This window comes from Mesorhizobium sp. M3A.F.Ca.ET.175.01.1.1 (assembly GCF_004791945.1).
Lineage (GTDB): Bacteria > Pseudomonadota > Alphaproteobacteria > Rhizobiales > Rhizobiaceae > Mesorhizobium.
Map to the genome: position 1 here is coordinate 259,698 of NZ_SRTP01000004.1, position 14,898 is coordinate 274,595.

17 protein-coding genes are annotated in these 14,898 nt (G+C 65.0%); 5 read left to right on the top strand and 12 right to left on the bottom strand.

Features of this window, described 5'->3' with window-relative positions:
* Nucleotides 1-51: 51 nt before the first annotated feature.
* The 3 genes from EN818_RS12735 to EN818_RS12745 form a co-directional block, all read right to left on the bottom strand.
* The gene (locus EN818_RS12735; protein WP_095805169.1) at nucleotides 52-627 is read right to left on the bottom strand and encodes a YceI family protein; all 576 of its coding nucleotides are present in this window, start codon (nucleotides 625-627) and stop codon (nucleotides 52-54) included.
* Nucleotides 628-692: 65 nt separating this feature from the next.
* Nucleotides 693-1,265, bottom strand: a complete 573-nt coding sequence (locus EN818_RS12740) for a cytochrome b (RefSeq protein WP_095805168.1) — start codon at nucleotides 1,263-1,265, stop codon at nucleotides 693-695.
* Nucleotides 1,266-1,588: 323 nt separating this feature from the next.
* Nucleotides 1,589-2,479 (bottom strand): LysR family transcriptional regulator, encoded by an 891-nt coding sequence (locus EN818_RS12745; protein ID WP_095805166.1) that lies wholly within the window; start codon nucleotides 2,477-2,479, stop codon nucleotides 1,589-1,591.
* 96 nt (nucleotides 2,480-2,575) lie between these two features.
* Here EN818_RS12745 and EN818_RS12750 point away from each other — a divergent pair, with 96 nt between their 5' ends.
* A complete protein-coding gene (locus EN818_RS12750) occupies nucleotides 2,576-3,571 on the top strand; it encodes an aldo/keto reductase (protein ID WP_095805165.1) in 996 nt (331 codons plus the stop codon).
* Nucleotides 3,572-3,680: 109 nt separating this feature from the next.
* Here EN818_RS12750 and EN818_RS12755 read toward each other — a convergent pair whose 3' ends face one another.
* The 8 genes from EN818_RS12755 to infC form a co-directional block, all read right to left on the bottom strand.
* Complete coding sequence (locus tag EN818_RS12755) at nucleotides 3,681-4,283, bottom strand: nucleotidyltransferase family protein (protein WP_095805164.1); 603 nt, start codon at nucleotides 4,281-4,283, stop codon at nucleotides 3,681-3,683.
* 39 nt (nucleotides 4,284-4,322) lie between these two features.
* A complete protein-coding gene (pheT, locus tag EN818_RS12760) occupies nucleotides 4,323-6,731 on the bottom strand; it encodes a phenylalanine--tRNA ligase subunit beta (protein ID WP_095805163.1) in 2,409 nt (802 codons plus the stop codon).
* The gene (locus tag EN818_RS12765; RefSeq protein ID WP_095805162.1) at nucleotides 6,728-7,150 is read right to left on the bottom strand and encodes a GFA family protein; all 423 of its coding nucleotides are present in this window, start codon (nucleotides 7,148-7,150) and stop codon (nucleotides 6,728-6,730) included. The genes pheT and EN818_RS12765 overlap by 4 nt, the downstream gene beginning before the upstream one ends.
* On the bottom strand, nucleotides 7,147-8,244 hold the full coding sequence (gene pheS / locus EN818_RS12770; protein ID WP_129553558.1) for a phenylalanine--tRNA ligase subunit alpha: 1,098 nt from the start codon (nucleotides 8,242-8,244) through the stop codon (nucleotides 7,147-7,149). Before pheS ends, EN818_RS12765 begins: the two co-directional genes overlap by 4 nt.
* Before the next feature lie 142 nt (nucleotides 8,245-8,386).
* Nucleotides 8,387-8,788, bottom strand: coding sequence for a 50S ribosomal protein L20 (gene rplT / locus EN818_RS12775; RefSeq protein ID WP_071100686.1), 402 nt, complete (start codon nucleotides 8,786-8,788; stop codon nucleotides 8,387-8,389).
* Nucleotides 8,789-8,881: 93 nt separating this feature from the next.
* The gene (gene rpmI, locus EN818_RS12780; protein WP_027166935.1) at nucleotides 8,882-9,085 is read right to left on the bottom strand and encodes a 50S ribosomal protein L35; all 204 of its coding nucleotides are present in this window, start codon (nucleotides 9,083-9,085) and stop codon (nucleotides 8,882-8,884) included.
* A gap of 259 nt (nucleotides 9,086-9,344) precedes the next feature.
* On the bottom strand, nucleotides 9,345-9,992 hold the full coding sequence (locus tag EN818_RS12785; protein ID WP_095805160.1) for an isoprenylcysteine carboxylmethyltransferase family protein: 648 nt from the start codon (nucleotides 9,990-9,992) through the stop codon (nucleotides 9,345-9,347).
* A 209-nt stretch (nucleotides 9,993-10,201) separates the two neighbouring features.
* On the bottom strand, nucleotides 10,202-10,738 hold the full coding sequence (gene infC / locus EN818_RS12790; RefSeq protein ID WP_095805159.1) for a translation initiation factor IF-3: 537 nt from the start codon (nucleotides 10,736-10,738) through the stop codon (nucleotides 10,202-10,204).
* A gap of 237 nt (nucleotides 10,739-10,975) precedes the next feature.
* On the opposite strand from infC, the gene EN818_RS12795 reads away from it, so the two are divergent.
* From EN818_RS12795 to EN818_RS12810, 4 genes are all read left to right on the top strand, one after another.
* Nucleotides 10,976-11,746: an alpha/beta hydrolase gene (locus EN818_RS12795; RefSeq protein ID WP_095805158.1), complete on the top strand. Its 771-nt coding sequence runs from the start codon at nucleotides 10,976-10,978 to the stop codon at nucleotides 11,744-11,746.
* A 3-nt stretch (nucleotides 11,747-11,749) separates the two neighbouring features.
* Nucleotides 11,750-12,892 (top strand): benzoate/H(+) symporter BenE family transporter, encoded by a 1,143-nt coding sequence (locus tag EN818_RS12800; protein WP_095805157.1) that lies wholly within the window; start codon nucleotides 11,750-11,752, stop codon nucleotides 12,890-12,892.
* A 116-nt stretch (nucleotides 12,893-13,008) separates the two neighbouring features.
* A complete protein-coding gene (locus tag EN818_RS12805; protein ID WP_095805156.1) occupies nucleotides 13,009-13,491 on the top strand; it encodes a DUF2852 domain-containing protein in 483 nt (160 codons plus the stop codon).
* Between the two features lie 119 nt (nucleotides 13,492-13,610).
* Nucleotides 13,611-14,363, top strand: a complete 753-nt coding sequence (locus EN818_RS12810; protein WP_095805155.1) for a M48 family metallopeptidase — start codon at nucleotides 13,611-13,613, stop codon at nucleotides 14,361-14,363.
* A gap of 255 nt (nucleotides 14,364-14,618) precedes the next feature.
* On the opposite strand, the gene EN818_RS12815 is transcribed toward EN818_RS12810, so the two are convergent.
* Entirely contained in the window at nucleotides 14,619-14,837 is a 219-nt protein-coding gene (locus EN818_RS12815; protein ID WP_095805154.1) for a hypothetical protein, read from the bottom strand.
* Nucleotides 14,838-14,898: the final 61 nt, after the last annotated feature.

Here is a 14,898-nt window from a genome sequence, read left to right on the forward strand (position 1 = left end):
TCGCTCCTTGCTTCGCCCTAGGATGACGAACCCGAGGACGCGCGACCGGAACTAGCCCCTCTTCCCCATCAGCGTCATGTCGAAGTCGACGACATTTGAATAGATCGGCGTGCCGACATCCATGCCGTAACGTGACCGCAGCACCTTGCCGGTGACGTGGAACCTGATCGTGCCGCCCTTCAATCCATTGAGTTCAGCGGTGAATTTTTCCGAAAACGTCTTGCCGCGCGCCGTCAGCCGGCCGCTGACCACGGCCGTCGTCTCCCCGGTGCGGGTCACGCCTGTCGAGCGGAACTCGATCTCCGGATTGTTGGCGCTGTCGAACACCGCGTCGGAGCGCAGGAAGGCGTCGATGCGCGCCTGGCCGGTGCCGACGCTTTCCGGATAGATGGTGAGGTCGACCTTCGAGCGGCCGACATCGGCATTGTCGATGCGGATCGTGCCCTTGAAGCGGCCGAAGGCGCCGTCGAAGCCGCCACCGCCCGCCTTGCCGATGGTGAAGCGGATGCTGGAGCCCGCCGGGCTGATCGCGTAGCTGCCGGCCGCGTCGCTGAGCGCCGCCGCCGCGTAAACGGGCACGGCAAGGCAAGCGGCCAAAGCCGCCAATCCGAGGCTGCGCGCATGCATGGGATGGTCCTTTCCTGAGGCAGCTCATTGCTGTCGTCTCGCCACCAACGAACCATGGGGCCCTTCTATTCCCCGCCCGATGAAGGCGTGATCATGCGCGTCAGCACCGTATCGCGGAGCAGGAAATGATGGCGCAGTGCCGCCATTGCATGCAGCGCCACCAGCGCGATGCCGGCATAGGCGAGATACCAATGCGCGGCCGACCAGAAGCTTTCGGCGGCGTCGGATTCGGTGAGCGGCAGGTTTGGCATTACAAACAGGTTGAACGGCATGCTCGGGATCTCCAGCGTCGACACCGATACCAAGGCCCAGCCGGAAAGGGGGAGCGCGATCTGGAAGGCGTAGAGTGCGAAATGCGCCAGCGGCGCCGTGCGCCGCTCCAGGGTGCCGACCGAGGCCGGCAGCGCCGGCGCCGCATTGCCGAGCCGCCAGGCGATGCGCAGGATGATCAGCCCAAGCAGCAGGAAGCCGAAGGACTTGTGCAGCTGGATCAGCTCGAAGGCGGTGCGCTGGCTAGGCGTCCGCATCATGACGAAACCGAGCCCGAACTGGCCGATGAAGATCACCCCGATCAGCCAGTGCAGCACGATGCTTGGCCATCCGTAGCGGGTCGTGGTGTTGGTGATGGTTGGTCGCATGGCCCAAAAACGCTAACGGCTTCGGCTTTCTTCCAAGGCATCCCAGGCCTGGTTCTCAAAAAGACTCCAGACGCCAGCGCCGCGCCTCATCGCCCTGCCGGGCATTTCTCCCCGTGTAGTGACTGTATAGTGACGGGGAGAAAATAGCCTGCGCCCTGTCGCTGGTGTCTGAAGTCGCAACAAGGGCGCCGGCGTTGCGGTCAGCCCCTTCTCCCCGTTCAACGGGGAGAAGATGCCGGCAGGCAGATGAGGGGCAGCGCCGACGTGCGACAGGATTGCGAGCGACGCCGAAACGATTTGCCTGCTACCGGCCCGCCGCGCGCCTACCCGCTCACCCTGAAGAAATCCACGAAAGCCCTCAGCGCCGGCCGCATCTGGCGGCGGCTCGGATAGTAGACGAAGAAGCCTTCGAAGGACGGGCACCAGTCCTCAAGCACCCGGATCAGCCGGCCATCGGCGAGCGGGGCGCGGACATAAGGCTCGAAGACGAAGGCCAGTCCTGCGCCATCGATGGCGGCCTGGGCAATCAAATGGTCCTCGTCGAGGATCAGCGGCCCTTGCGCGGCGAACTCGATTTCCTCGCCGTCCTTCTCGAATTCCCAGCGATAGAGAATGCCGCTGGAGAAGCGGAACCGGATGCAGCGATGCTCGGCGAGCTCACGCGGGTGGCGAGGTCTGGGCATGGTCGCGAAATAGGACGGCGCGCCGACCACTGCTCCGCGCATATCCGGCCCGATGCGCACCGCGATCATGTCGCGCTGCAGGCTTTCGCCGAGCCGCACGCCGGCATCGAAACCGCCTTCGACCACGTCGGTGAAGCGGTCCTCGATGACGATCTCCAGCGCGATGTCGGGATAGGCGGCGGCGAAAGCGCCGAGACGCGGCGTCAGCACCAGATGTGCTGCCGTGCGTGGCACGCTGAGCCTGAGATTGCCGGCCGGCTGGTCGCGCGCCTCGACCGCCGTCTCCAGAGCGAGGTCGATCTCGGAAAGCGCCGGCCGCAGCCGCTCCAGCAACTGCGTGCCTGCCTCGGTCGGGGCGACGCTGCGTGTGCTGCGTGACAAAAGCCGCACGCCGAGCCGCGCCTCCAGGCTCGACACCGCGTGGCTCACGGCTGACGGCGCGATGCCGAGCTCGCGCGCTGCGCCGCGGAAGCTGGCGCATTGAGCCACGGTGGCGAGCACGGCAAGCTGCGAGAGGTTGGCGCGATTCATTGATCTATTCTTTAGAACAAGTCGTGCAACAGAACCATGGTTATCGAACGATACCCAAGCCGCTATTTCCTTCTCGTCGAAACAAGGAGATGCGCCATGCAAGCCCGCAAATTAGGAACTGAACTCGAAGTCTTTCCCGTCGGCCTCGGCTGCATGGGCATGAGCTTCGCTTATGGCGGCCAGCCGGAAGCCGAGGCGATCGCCACGCTGCGCCGCGCCGTCGAGATCGGCGTCACCTTCTTCGACACGGCCGAGGTCTACGGGCCCTACGAGAACGAAATCCTGGTCGGCAAGGCGCTGAAGCCGGTACGCGATCGTGTGACGATCGCCACCAAATTCGGCTTCAAGATCCTCGACGAAGGCACGGGCACCGAGCGCATGGCCGGGGTGGACAGCCGACCCGAGCATGTCAAGGCGGTGGCCGAAGCCTCGCTGAAGCGGCTGGATACCGATGTCATCGACCTCTACTACCAGCACCGCGTCGACCCGGACGTGCCGATCGAGGACACGGTCGGCGCCATGGCCGAGCTGGTGCGCGAGGGCAAGGTGCGCGCGCTCGGCCTCTCGGAGGCGAGCGCGGCGACCATTCGCCGGGCGCATGCCGTGCATCCGATCGCCGCCGTGCAGAGCGAATACTCGCTGTGGACCCGCGATGCCGAGGACGAGGTCTTCGCCGTCTGCCGTGAGCTCGGCATCGGCTTCGTGCCTTACAGCCCGCTCGGCCGCGGCCTGCTCACCGGCACGATCGCCAAGCCCGACACTCTCGGCGCGGGCGACTGGCGCCTCGGCCAGCCGCGTTTCCAGGCCGAGGCTATGGAAGCCAACAACGCCGTTATCGCGGTGCTGGAGAAGATGGCTGCCGCAAAGGGCGTGACATCCGCCCAGCTGGCGCTCGCCTGGGTGCTGCACCGGGGCGATTTCATCGTGCCGATCCCCGGCGCGAGGAAGATACGGCACCTGGAGCAGAACACCGCGGCTGCCGGGATCGAGCTGAGCGCCGCCGAGGTCGCGGCCATCGGCGATGCGCTGTCGCCCGACAAAGTGGTCGGCAAGCGCTATACCGAGGAACTGCTGGCGCTGGTGAATGGGTGAGCGACGGCAAGGGAAAGGGGCGCTTCGGCGTCCCCTTTCTAGCGCCGCGAGTGCAGCGATGTGAGACGTGGCGCGAGGCCTCGCACCGACATTTCCTATTTCGATGGTACTACCACGGCACCACGCGAATCTCCGGCCAGGTCTCCCTCGCCCTCTTCCCCTTCGCTTCGTGCGTCCGCTGGTTGTCCAGCACCCGGTTCGGGGTGATGCGGAACGAAAAAATATCGTCGAGCCCGAACGGCGCCACCAAATCCAACTCTCCGGCGTCGTTGAACCGCACCCCGACCGCATGCGTCTTAGAGGCAAAATAGCTGACGGATTCGCTGGCGCTCGTGTAGCGCGGACACTCCCGTCCGAACTTCGCCGGATACCACAGATGCACCCGCGCCTGGTTGCGCACCTCGACCGGCAGCGCCAATCCCTGGAGCTGCTTGGCCGCCCGGCGGATCACCGCATCCTCGGCTTCGTAAGAGAGGTCGGCATCGTCGAAATAGAACAGATCGACATCCTTGATGCCGTAGCCCGGCGGCTTTCCGGTCAGATGGTTCCACACGCTGTTGTAGAGCGCGCCGGAAACCACCAGCCAGTCGGGCAAGGCCAGCGCGCGTACCCGCGCCAGCGTCTCGCTAAGCAGGGGATCGGACGCGACGATGGCGAGGAACGCCGCGCGTTGCTCCTCGAAAGGCAGGCCGGAATAGCGCAGATGGTGCATCGCCCAATGGAGGGCGATTCGCCACCGCTCGGCAATGCCTTACGCGCGCAGAACGCCGCCCGTCTGCTTGTTGACGTTCTCGACGATGCGTTTTGCCAGCGCCTCGAAATCCTCGTCGGTCAGCGTCTTCTCGACCGGCTGGATCGAGACTTCGATAGCGATCGACTTCTTGGCGGCGCCGAGCGCGGCACCCTCGAAGACGTCGAACACCGACACGCCGGTGACCAGTTTCTTGTCGGCGGCTAACGCTGCCCGCACCAGCGTGCCGGCCTCGACCGCCTTGTCGACGACGAAGGCGAAGTCGCGCTTCACCGCCTGGAAGGGCGACAGCTCGAGCTTCGGCTTGGTGCGCGTCGGCTTGGCTTTCGGCTCCGGCACGGCGTCGACATAGATCTCGAAGCCGCAGATGGGGCCGGAGACATCGAGCGCCTCAAGCGTCTTCGGGTGGAATTCGCCAAAAGTGCCGAGCACCGTCTTCGGCCCGAGCTTGATCGTGCCCGAGCGGCCGGGATGATACCAGGCCGGGCCGCCGGGCTCGATCTGCAGCCGGTCGATCGGCGCGCCGCAGGCTTCGAGCGCCGCGATCGCGTCGGCCTTGGCGTCGAACACGCCGACCGCGCCGGCATTGCCGGCCCAGCTGCGGCCCGAGCCGTCGAGCTTGGCCGTGCCGCGCCGCACGCCGGCGGCGACACGCCGCTGCTGGTCGGCAGCGTCGCCCTCATAGGTGCCGGAGACCTCGAACAGGGCCACATCGCCGATGCCCTTGTCGGCATTGCGTTGCGCGGCACTGATCAGCCCGGACAGCAGCGACGGCCGCATGTCCGACATGTCGGCGGCGATAGGGTTGGCGAGCTTGAGCGCGGTCTGGCCGCCGCCGAACAGCTCGGCGTGCCTGGCCGGGATGAATGACCAGGTGACGGCCTCCATCATGCCGCGCACGGCCAGCGCGCGCTTGGCCGCTCGGGTGCGCACCTGCAGCGTGGTCAGGATCTTGCCGTTGACTGCGCCATGAGAGGTGAGCGGTTGCGGCGCGATGTTGTCGACGCCGTGAATACGCATCACTTCCTCGACCAGGTCGGCCTTGCCGTCGACATCCGGCCGCCAGGACGGCACCTTCACCTGGACGAGGTCGCCCGCGCCCTGCGGCTGGAAGCCGAGGCGGGTCAGGATGTCCAGCGCCTCTTCACGTGGCACTTCAATGCCGGTCAGCCGCTTCACTTCCGAGAGCGGGAAGGAGACGATCTTCGGCTTATGCCCGGCATAGCCGGCCACTTCCATTTCGCTCGGCGTGCCGCCGCAGAAATCGAGCACCAGCTTGGTTGCCAGCTCGACGCCGGGAACCATGAATTCGGGGTCGACGCCGCGCTCGAACCGGTAGCGCGCGTCGGTGATGATGCCGAGCGTGCGGCCGGTGCGGGCCGTGGTGATCGGGTCCCAGAGCGCCGATTCGATCAGCACATCGGTGGTGTTCTCGTCGCAGCCGGAATGCTCGCCGCCCATGATGCCAGCGATCGATTCGACGCCGTCCTCGTCGGCGATGACGCACATTTCCGGCGTTAGCGTGTATTCGCGGCCGTCGAGCGCCAGCACCTTTTCGCCGTCCTTGGCGCGGCGCACGGTAAGATTGCCGGCGACCTTCGCGGCATCGAAGACATGCAGCGGCCGGCCGCGGTCGAAGGTGACGTAGTTGGTGATGTCGACCAGCGCGCTGATCGGCCGAAGCCCGATGGCCATCAGCCGCTGCTGCAGCCATTTCGGCGACGGGCCGTTCTTGACGCCCTTGACCAGCCTGAGCGCGAAGCCCGGGCAGAGTTCAGGCGCCTCGATCTTCACCTTGACCGGGCATAAGCCCTCGCCGGCATGCGGCATGATCCCGCCGCCGGTCAGGCGGCCGAGCCCGCTCGCCGCGAGATCGCGGGCGATGCCGTAGACGCTGGTCGCGTCCGGCCGGTTCGGCGTCAAGTTGATCTCGATCACCGGATCGTCGAGATGGGCATAAGCGGCGAAGCTGGTGCCGACCGGCGCATCCGCGGGCAGATCGATGATGCCGTTGTGCTCGTCCGAGATTTCCAGCTCGCGCTCGGAGCACATCATGCCGTGGCTTTCGACGCCGCGGATCTTGCCGACCGACAGCGTCACGTCGATGCCGGGAACATAGCTGCCGGGTGCAGCGAAGGCCCCGATGAGGCCGGCGCGGGCGTTGGGTGCGCCGCACACGACCTGCACCGGCGGCTTGCCGTCGCCGGTGTCGACGGTGAGCACGCGCAGCCGGTCGGCATCGGGATGCTGCACCGCCGTCAGCACCTTGGCGATGACGAAGGGTTTCAGCCCCGCCTTGTCGTCGACACGTTCGACTTCGAGGCCGATCGCGGTCAGCCGCTCGACGATCTCGGCAAGCGAGGCGTCGGTCTCGAGATGGTCCTTGAGCCAGGAGAGGGTGAATTTCATGACTGTGTTTCCGAAGGTCTGGGCACGCTCGTCTTCAAATGACGCGGCAGTGAATCGGGCATATGCAGGAAGGGCAGCTGCTCGCGCACATGCGCATGCAGCGTCGGCCTGAAATAGGCTGGCATGTCCATGGCGCCGAGCGTGAAGTAGATGTGGCCGGCAAGCCGCTCGTCGGTATAGGCGATCGGCGAGCCGCAGATGCCGCAGAAGCTGCGCTCCACCGGGCCGTTCTGATAGCCCTTCAGCGACTTGCCTTCGAGCGCGATCTGGTCGGTCATGAAGCCGACGAAGGCTGACACCGGCGCCCCGCTGGCGCGCCGGCAGTCGCTGCAATGGCAATAGCTGATGTGGTGCGGCTCGGCCGAGGCCTCGAAGCGAACCGCCCCGCAGCGGCATCCGCCGGTGTGTGGGGCCGTCATGCGGAGAGCCCTCCGAACAGCGTCGGCAGGTCGAGCGGCCTGAAACCGTAATGCGACAGCCAGCGCACGTCGGCGTCGAAGAAGGCGCGCAGGTCCGGCATGCCGTATTTCAGCATGGCGATGCGGTCGATGCCCAGGCCCCAGGCAAATCCCTGGTATTCATCGGGGTCGAGGCCGCCGTGGCGCAGCACGTTGGGATGCACCATGCCGCAGCCCAGGATTTCCATCCAGTCGGAGCCTTCGCCGAAGCGCACTTCGCCGGGCCGCGAGCGGTCGCACTGGATGTCGACCTCGAGGCTGGGCTCGGTGAACGGAAAGAAGGACGGCCGGAAGCGCATTTTCACGCTCGGCACCTCGAAGAAGGCCTTGCAGAATTCCTCCAGCACCCACTTCATGTTGGCGATGTTGGCGGTTTTGTCGATCACCAGGCCCTCGACCTGATGGAACATCGGCGAGTGCGTGGCGTCGGAATCCTGCCGGTAGGTCTTGCCGGGGATGACGATGCGGATCGGCGGCTTCTGCCGCTCCATGGTGCGGATCTGCACCGGCGAGGTGTGCGTGCGCAACAGCTTGCGCTCGCCCTTCTCGTCCGGCTGGAAGAAGAAGGTGTCGTGCATCTCGCGCGCCGGATGTCCTTCCGGGAAGTTCAGCGCGGTGAAATTGTAATAGTCGGTCTCGATGTCCGGACCTTCGGCGATGGCGAAGCCGAGATCGCCGAAGATCGCGGCGATCTCGTCGATCACCTGGCTGATCGGATGGATGCGGCCGCGCTCGGCCGGCGATTGGCGCACCGGCAGCGTCACGTCGACCCTCTCGGCCGCGAGCCGGGCCGTGATCGCCACGTCCCTCAACTCCGCCTTGCGCGCCGCCAGCGCATCGCTGACGCGGTTCTTCAGGCCGTTGATGGCAGGGCCCTTCACTTGCCGTTCCTCTGCGCTCATCGCGCCGAGCGTCTTCAGCATCTCGGAGACCGATCCCTTCTTGCCCAGTGCCGAGACCCGCACCGCCTCGATCGCCGGCTCGTCGGCCGCCGCCGCGATCTCGGCAAGCAGGGAGGCTTCAAGGGTTTCAAGATTTCCAGCGGTGGCGTTCACGGCGAAACTCTCTTCGGTCGGGCAACCACCAGGAGCCGGTGCGTCGCCATTTTGGTTACATCGGGCATAAGAAAAACCCGCGCCAGCCGTGCCAGCGCGGGTTCCCCAAAGTCAGAATTGCGAATGCTTGGGAAGCGCTGGCTTAGGCGACAGCGCTCTCAAAGGCATTCGGCGTGGTGTTCTTCAGATATTCGAGCGCGACCTTGGCCTTGGCCACAAGCGCGGCGAAAGCCTGCGGCTCGTGGATGGCCATGTCGGAAAGGATTTTGCGGTCGATCTCGATGCCGGCCTTGTTGAGGCCGTCGATGAAGCGGCCATAGGTCAGGCCGTGCTCATGCACCGCCGCATTGATGCGCTGGATCCACAGCGCGCGGAACGAGCGCTTGCGGTTCTTGCGGTCGCGGTAGGCGTACTGCAGCGACTTCTCCACCGCCTGCTTGGCGATGCGGATGGTGTTCTTGCGGCGGCCGTAGAAACCCTTGGCGGCTTTCAGGACCTTCTTGTGCTTGGCGTGGGCGGTAACGCCTCTCTTTACGCGTGCCATGTCATGATCTCCTTAAAAGCAATTCCAGGAAAAGTGCTTAGCGGTTTTCCGTTCGGAATTGCGTAAAAACAAAAAGCTGTCCAGGCCGAGGGTTTAGAGGCCGTTCGGCAGAAAATTCTTGATGACCTTCTTGCCGTCCGGTTCAGCCAGAACCATCGTGCCGCGGGCATCGCGAATGAACTTGTTGGAACGCTTGATCATGCCATGGCGCTTGCCGGCGGCGGCCGACAGCACCTTGCCGGTGGCAGTAATCTTGAACCGCTTCTTGGCGGCCGATTTGGTCTTCATCTTGGGCATTTTGCTACTCCGTAATGTGGCGCACCATCGCGCTTCTTTCTCGCTTCGGGCCGACCAAAGCCCGAAAAGCAAATGAAACCGCCACGGCATGCCCTGCCGGGCGGTTTTCTTGGAACGGCGGTCCTATAGATCAAACAGGGCCGCTGCGCAACACCTCAAGCCATGCGACGCGGTGTCCTCGCGATGCACCGACAGGATCGTTTGGGATTCAGGTGAGGCCGCCATTTGCAGGCCGACGCCACCTGAAGATCATCCGTTCCTAAGGCAGCGTGAACCACACCGGCAGCATCCCCGACTGCTGCATGCCGTCGATCAGCTCGAAGGCCGGCAGCGCCACCAGGAACACCAGCCCGTCGAGCAGCGTGTTCAGAAGCAGGCGCGGCTTGAAGCTGCCGGTGTCGCCCTCGTCGTAGAGCGAGAGGTTCGGAAAAAAGCGCGGCACGCGCGCCAGATAGGCCTCGTAAGGGGCGCCGAGCACCTGCTTGAGAAATTTCTCCTCGCGCAGGATGACGATGTGGAAGGCGCCTGCGCACAGCAGCGCGAACAGGATGATCCCGGTGAACGAGCCGATCTGCGCGCCGACGCCGGCGGCGGCGACGGTCGAAAAGACATAGAGCGGGTTGCGGGTAACGGAGTAGGGCCCGCCGGTGACCACTTCGGAGGATTTGCGTCCGCCGATATAGAGCGTCGCCCACAGGCGTCCGACGACGCCGAGGAAGATCAGCAGCACGCCGAACATCTCGATCGACTCATGCACCCATGTATCGGGCGGGAAGGTCGACTGGCCGAACAGCAGCGCGGCGAACAGCACCGCGACCAGCACCGCCAGCACCAGCCTGCGCATCTGCTGGTAGCCGCCCAACCCATCCACCTGGCTGGCGGCGGAGACCTTCACCTCATCGACCATGATCCAATTCCGATCGTCCAGATTGCTGGCGATCGGATTGAAAACAGGCGCCCCGCCGATCGTCGGGACGCCGTGCCCGGCGATTCGGGCGGATATTAGAGCGCAAGCGCGGCGGTTACGGTCAATTCTGTTCCCGAAGCCGTGATCGGCGCAAGGATTGTGACGGTCACGCCGGCACGACTCCTGCCGCAGGCGCAGGCGCGGCGCGGTCAGCGCGGCGCCAGCACCATCATCATCTGCCGGCCTTCGAGCTTGGGCTCGGCTTCGACCTTGGCGATCTGCGCCACTTCCTCGCGGACCTTGTTCAGAAGCTGCATGCCCAGCTCCATATGCGCCATCTCGCGGCCGCGGAAACGCAGCGTCAGCTTGACCTTGTCGCCGTCCTCGAAGAAGCGCCGCACGGCCTTCATCTTGGTCTCGTAGTCATGGCTGTCGATGTTCGGGCGCATCTTGATCTCCTTGATCTCGATGACCTTCTGGTTCTTGCGCGCCTCGGCCGCCTTCTTCTGGTTGGCGTATTTCAGCTTGCCGAGATCGAGGATCTTGGCGACTGGCGGCTGCGCGTTGGGAGAAATCTCGACCAGATCGAGCCCGGCCTCCTCGGCCAGCAGCAATGCGTCGTTGATGGAAACTTCGCCACGGTTGTGGCCTTCTGCGTCGATGAGCTGGACCCGGGGCACCCGGATGTCTCGGTTGGAGCGCGGGCCGTCCTTGGTGGGCGCCGCTGCTTTGAAAGGTCTGCGAATGGTCGTGGTCTCCTCGGCCGTTTCGTTCTGGGTTGTCTAGATTCAAACAGGTGGACGCGCCAATGTGGTGAGCGCGCGGGCGGAGTCAATAGCACAGGCTTATCGGAAAATCACCTGCAAGCTTGCCCCAGAGGCTTGCCCCAGAAGCTTGCATCCTCTGCACCAGCAAGAAAACACGCGAGCACTTTTCGTTGAACCGTCGGTTGTGTCAAAAGACCGGCCAGGAAGGATAGAGTCATGAACGCCAGCGCGCCAGTTTTCATCGACGTGGACGGGTCAAGTATCGCCGTCAGGCAGATGCCGGGTGCCGCGCCGGGCGTAGTCTGGCTCGGCGGCTACAAGTCCGACATGCTGGGCACGAAAGCGCAAGCCCTGTCGGACTGGACGAGCCGCGAAGGGCGCGCCTATCTCCGCCATGACTATTCCGGCCACGGGGAATCGGGTGGTGCTTTCGCCGACGGCACGATCTCGAAATGGCTGGCCGAGAGCCTTGCCGTCTTCCGACGGTTCAGCCAAGGCAACCAGATTCTCGTCGGCTCCTCGATGGGCGCATGGATTGCGCTGCGCATGGTGCAGGAACTGCGCAAGGCGGGTGACAGCCGCGTCGTCGGCCTGGTGCTGCTCGCCCCCGCGCCGGATTTCACACTCGAACTGATCGAACCTGTGCTGACAGACGCGCAGCGGCAGGATCTCGAGGAAAAAGGGTTCTTCGCCGAGCCGTCCGACTATTCGGACGAGCCCTATATCTACACGCGCGCGCTGATAGAGGACGGCCGTGCGAACCGGGTGATGGCCGGGCCGATCGACACCCACTGCCCGGTGCATATCCTGCAAGGCCTGGCCGATCCGGATGTGCCGTCGGGCCATGCGCTGAAGCTGGCGGCCTTGCTCCCGGCCGACGACGTCACGCTGTCGCTGATCCCCGATGGCGATCATCGCCTGTCCCGCCCCGAGGATATCCGGATGCTGTTGCGGGCGGTGGGCGACATGGCGCGACGGACCGCCTGACCGATGCGCATTTCCATTCCCATATCCGCCTTCGTTGCGGCGATCGTCGGCTTTGGCGGCACGCTGGCCGTCGTCATCGCCGCCGCCAAGGCGGTGGGCGCGACGCAAATCGAGACGGCAAGCGGAGTGACGGCGCTCTGCCTGGCGATGGCGTTCGAATGCCTGTGGCTGTCCTGGCGCACCAGAATGCCGGTCATTTCCGCCTGGTCGACGCCGGGCCTGGCGCTCGTCGCCGCCTCCAGCGGCTTCTCCATGGCTGAGGCCGTCGGCGCTTTCGTCATCACCGGCATTCTGCTGGTCGCCACCGCCCTGTTGAAGCCGCTGGCCCGGCTGATCGCCAGCATCCCGGCCTCGGTTGCCTCGGGAATGTTGGCCGGCATCCTGGTCAGTTTCGCCGTCAACGCGATCAAGGCGGTTCCGGCCGATCCGTGGCTGATCCTGCCGCTGATCGCCGCCTTCTTTGTGATCCGGCTGTTCAATCCGGCTCTGTCGGTGCTCGTGGTGCTGGTCGGCGGCGGCCTTGCCGCCTTCCTCACCGGCCGCGTCGGCGGCTTGCCGGCGCCCGAACTGTCGACGCTGACCTGGATCATGCCTGATTTCAGCACCGGCGCCGTCATCGGCCTGGGCCTGCCGCTCTATCTCGTCACCATGGCCTCGCAGAACCTGTCCGGCCTCGCCGTGCTGCGGGCGGCCGGCTACCACCCCGATTCGCGCCTGCTGATCGGCGTCACCGGCCTGTTCTCGCTGCTGTCGGCGCCCTTTGGCGCCGGCACCACCAATCTAGCGGCGATCTCGGCGGCGCTCTGCACCGGGCCGGACGTCCATCCCGATCCGGGGGAACGCTGGAAGACCGGTCCGTTCTATTCGTTGGCCTACCTGATCTTCGCCGTCTTCGGCGCTTCGCTGGTGGCGGTCTTCGCCGTCCTGCCGCACGGCCTCATCGTTCTGGTCGCCGGCCTGGCCTTGCTGGCGCCGCTGGCCAATGCGCTCTCGATCGCGCTGAAGGACGAGGCCGAGCGCATGCCGGCGACCGTCACCTTCGCCGTCACCGTCTCCGGCCTCACACTGTTCGGTGTCGGTGCGGCGTTCTGGGGCCTGGTTACCGGCATGGCGGTGCTTTTCCTCGAAAAGCTCAAAAAGCGATAATCCTTTCAGGCTCTTCGCCGGTTTTGGCCGGACTTGTCTTGAATCGCCGATTTCGCCTTCCCATTTCGATTCCACGCAGCCGGTTTGGCTGTCTCCAACGGAAGGATTGGAAGGAAATGAACACATCTGCATTGATCCGTCCGGCCTGGACGCCGGCGACCATCGCACTGATGGTGATCGGCTTCATGGTGTTCTGGCCGCTCGGCCTCGCCATGCTCGCCTACATCATCTGGGGCGACCGGCTCGACGGCTTCAAGCGCGACGTCAACCGCGCGACCGACGGCATCTTCGCCGGCTGCCGCCGCGGTTCCGACAGGGCCGCCCGCTGGGGCCATGGCTCGTCCCGCACCGGCAACGTCGCTTTCGACGAGTGGCGCGAGAAGGAACTCGAGCGCCTCGCCGAGGAGCGCCGCAAGCTCGACGACATGCTGAGCGAGTTCGACGAATATGCCCGCGAACTGCGCCGCGCCAAGGACCAGGAAGAGTTCGACCGCTTCATGGCCAATCGCAACAAGTCGACCGCGCCGACCACTACGACCGGCCCGACCGGAGCGACAGGACCGAAGCGCGGCAAGGGCGAAAACCTGCTTGACGACTGAGGCCCGTGTCTACCTAGCGTTATGAAATGCGGCGTCGCGCCAGCGGCGCCGTTTCTTTTTTGTTCTCCATGTCGCTTCCCTGCTCTGGCCGTTTTCCTCGAATCGCGTATCGTCCAGCCATGACCCTCGGCTTCTTTCGCAACCTGACCAAGCCCAAGCCTGTCGTCGAGCGCGAGCATTGCGTCGCCGGCCGCACGCTGCCGCTCAAGATCGTCGAGAGCGCGCGGGCCCGGCGGCTCACGCTGCGCATCGATTCCGGCGGCCAGGGCCTGCGCATCACGGTGCCGCCGGGCCTGCGGCGCGGCGAGGTGGAAAAGTTCCTCGACCGTCATCAGGACTGGCTGGAGCAGCGCCTGGCCAAGGTGCCGACGCGCCCGCAGGTGCGGCCAGGCATCAAGATCCCGATCCGCGGCGTGCCGCACCGCATCGTCCATGAGCCGGCAAAGCGCGGCACCGTCACCATTGTGCGCGACGAGCGCGGCCCGCTGCTGGTCGTCCATGGCGAGCGCGTGCACCTGCCGCGCCGCATCGCCGATTATCTCAAGCGCGAGGCCAAGCGCGAGATCGAGAAGCTGGTGGTCAAGCACACCGAGGCGATCGGCAAGCGCGCCAAGGCGATCCGCTACAAGGACACGTCCAGCCGCTGGGGGTCATGCACCTCGGAGGGCAATCTCTCCTTCTCCTGGCGCATCATGATGGCCCCGCCGCCGGTGATCAACTACCTGGTGGCGCATGAGGTGGCGCATCTGAAAGAGATGAACCACGGCCCGAAATTCTGGAAGCTGTGCGAGAAGCTCTGCCCGGAGACCGACCGCTGCAAGGACTGGCTGAAGCGCAACGGCGGGGCGTTGCAGGCGATTGTATTTGAATAGGGTCGGTAGGCGGTGGCCCAAGCTATTTGCCATAGCGGGAACGTCGAAGATTGGCCTATCCCCGTGACGTCGTCATACTCGGGCTTGACCCGAGGATCCATTCCGTGGCCTCCGCGCAGAACGCGACGGCGCAGAATTCTGCAACCGTGGCAACGCCTTAGCGTAACGGAATGGATTCTAGGGTCTGCGCGCGTCGCTGCGCTCCTTGCTCCGCCCTAGAATGACGAAGGCACTGTTGCCGAGCCCCGAGAACCATCAATCGTCATTCGCCGCGTTCAATTCCTCCGGCCTGAGCCCCTCTTCGCCTGAATGCGGCCACGGCAGGAAATTCCGGTCGAAGGCATCGCTGCCGAAATAGTCGAGCGCCCGGTGCGCCTCGGCGCCGTTGAAGGCGGCTTTGTCCATTAGAAGCGCGATCACCTCGCGCGCCTGCGCGATCTTCTGTCTGAGTTCGGCGACGGTCTGGTCGGCCATGGTCGTCTGCTCCCGCCTGCATGGTTTATTTCAAAGTTAGCGCATTGCGCTCGCCCGGCAA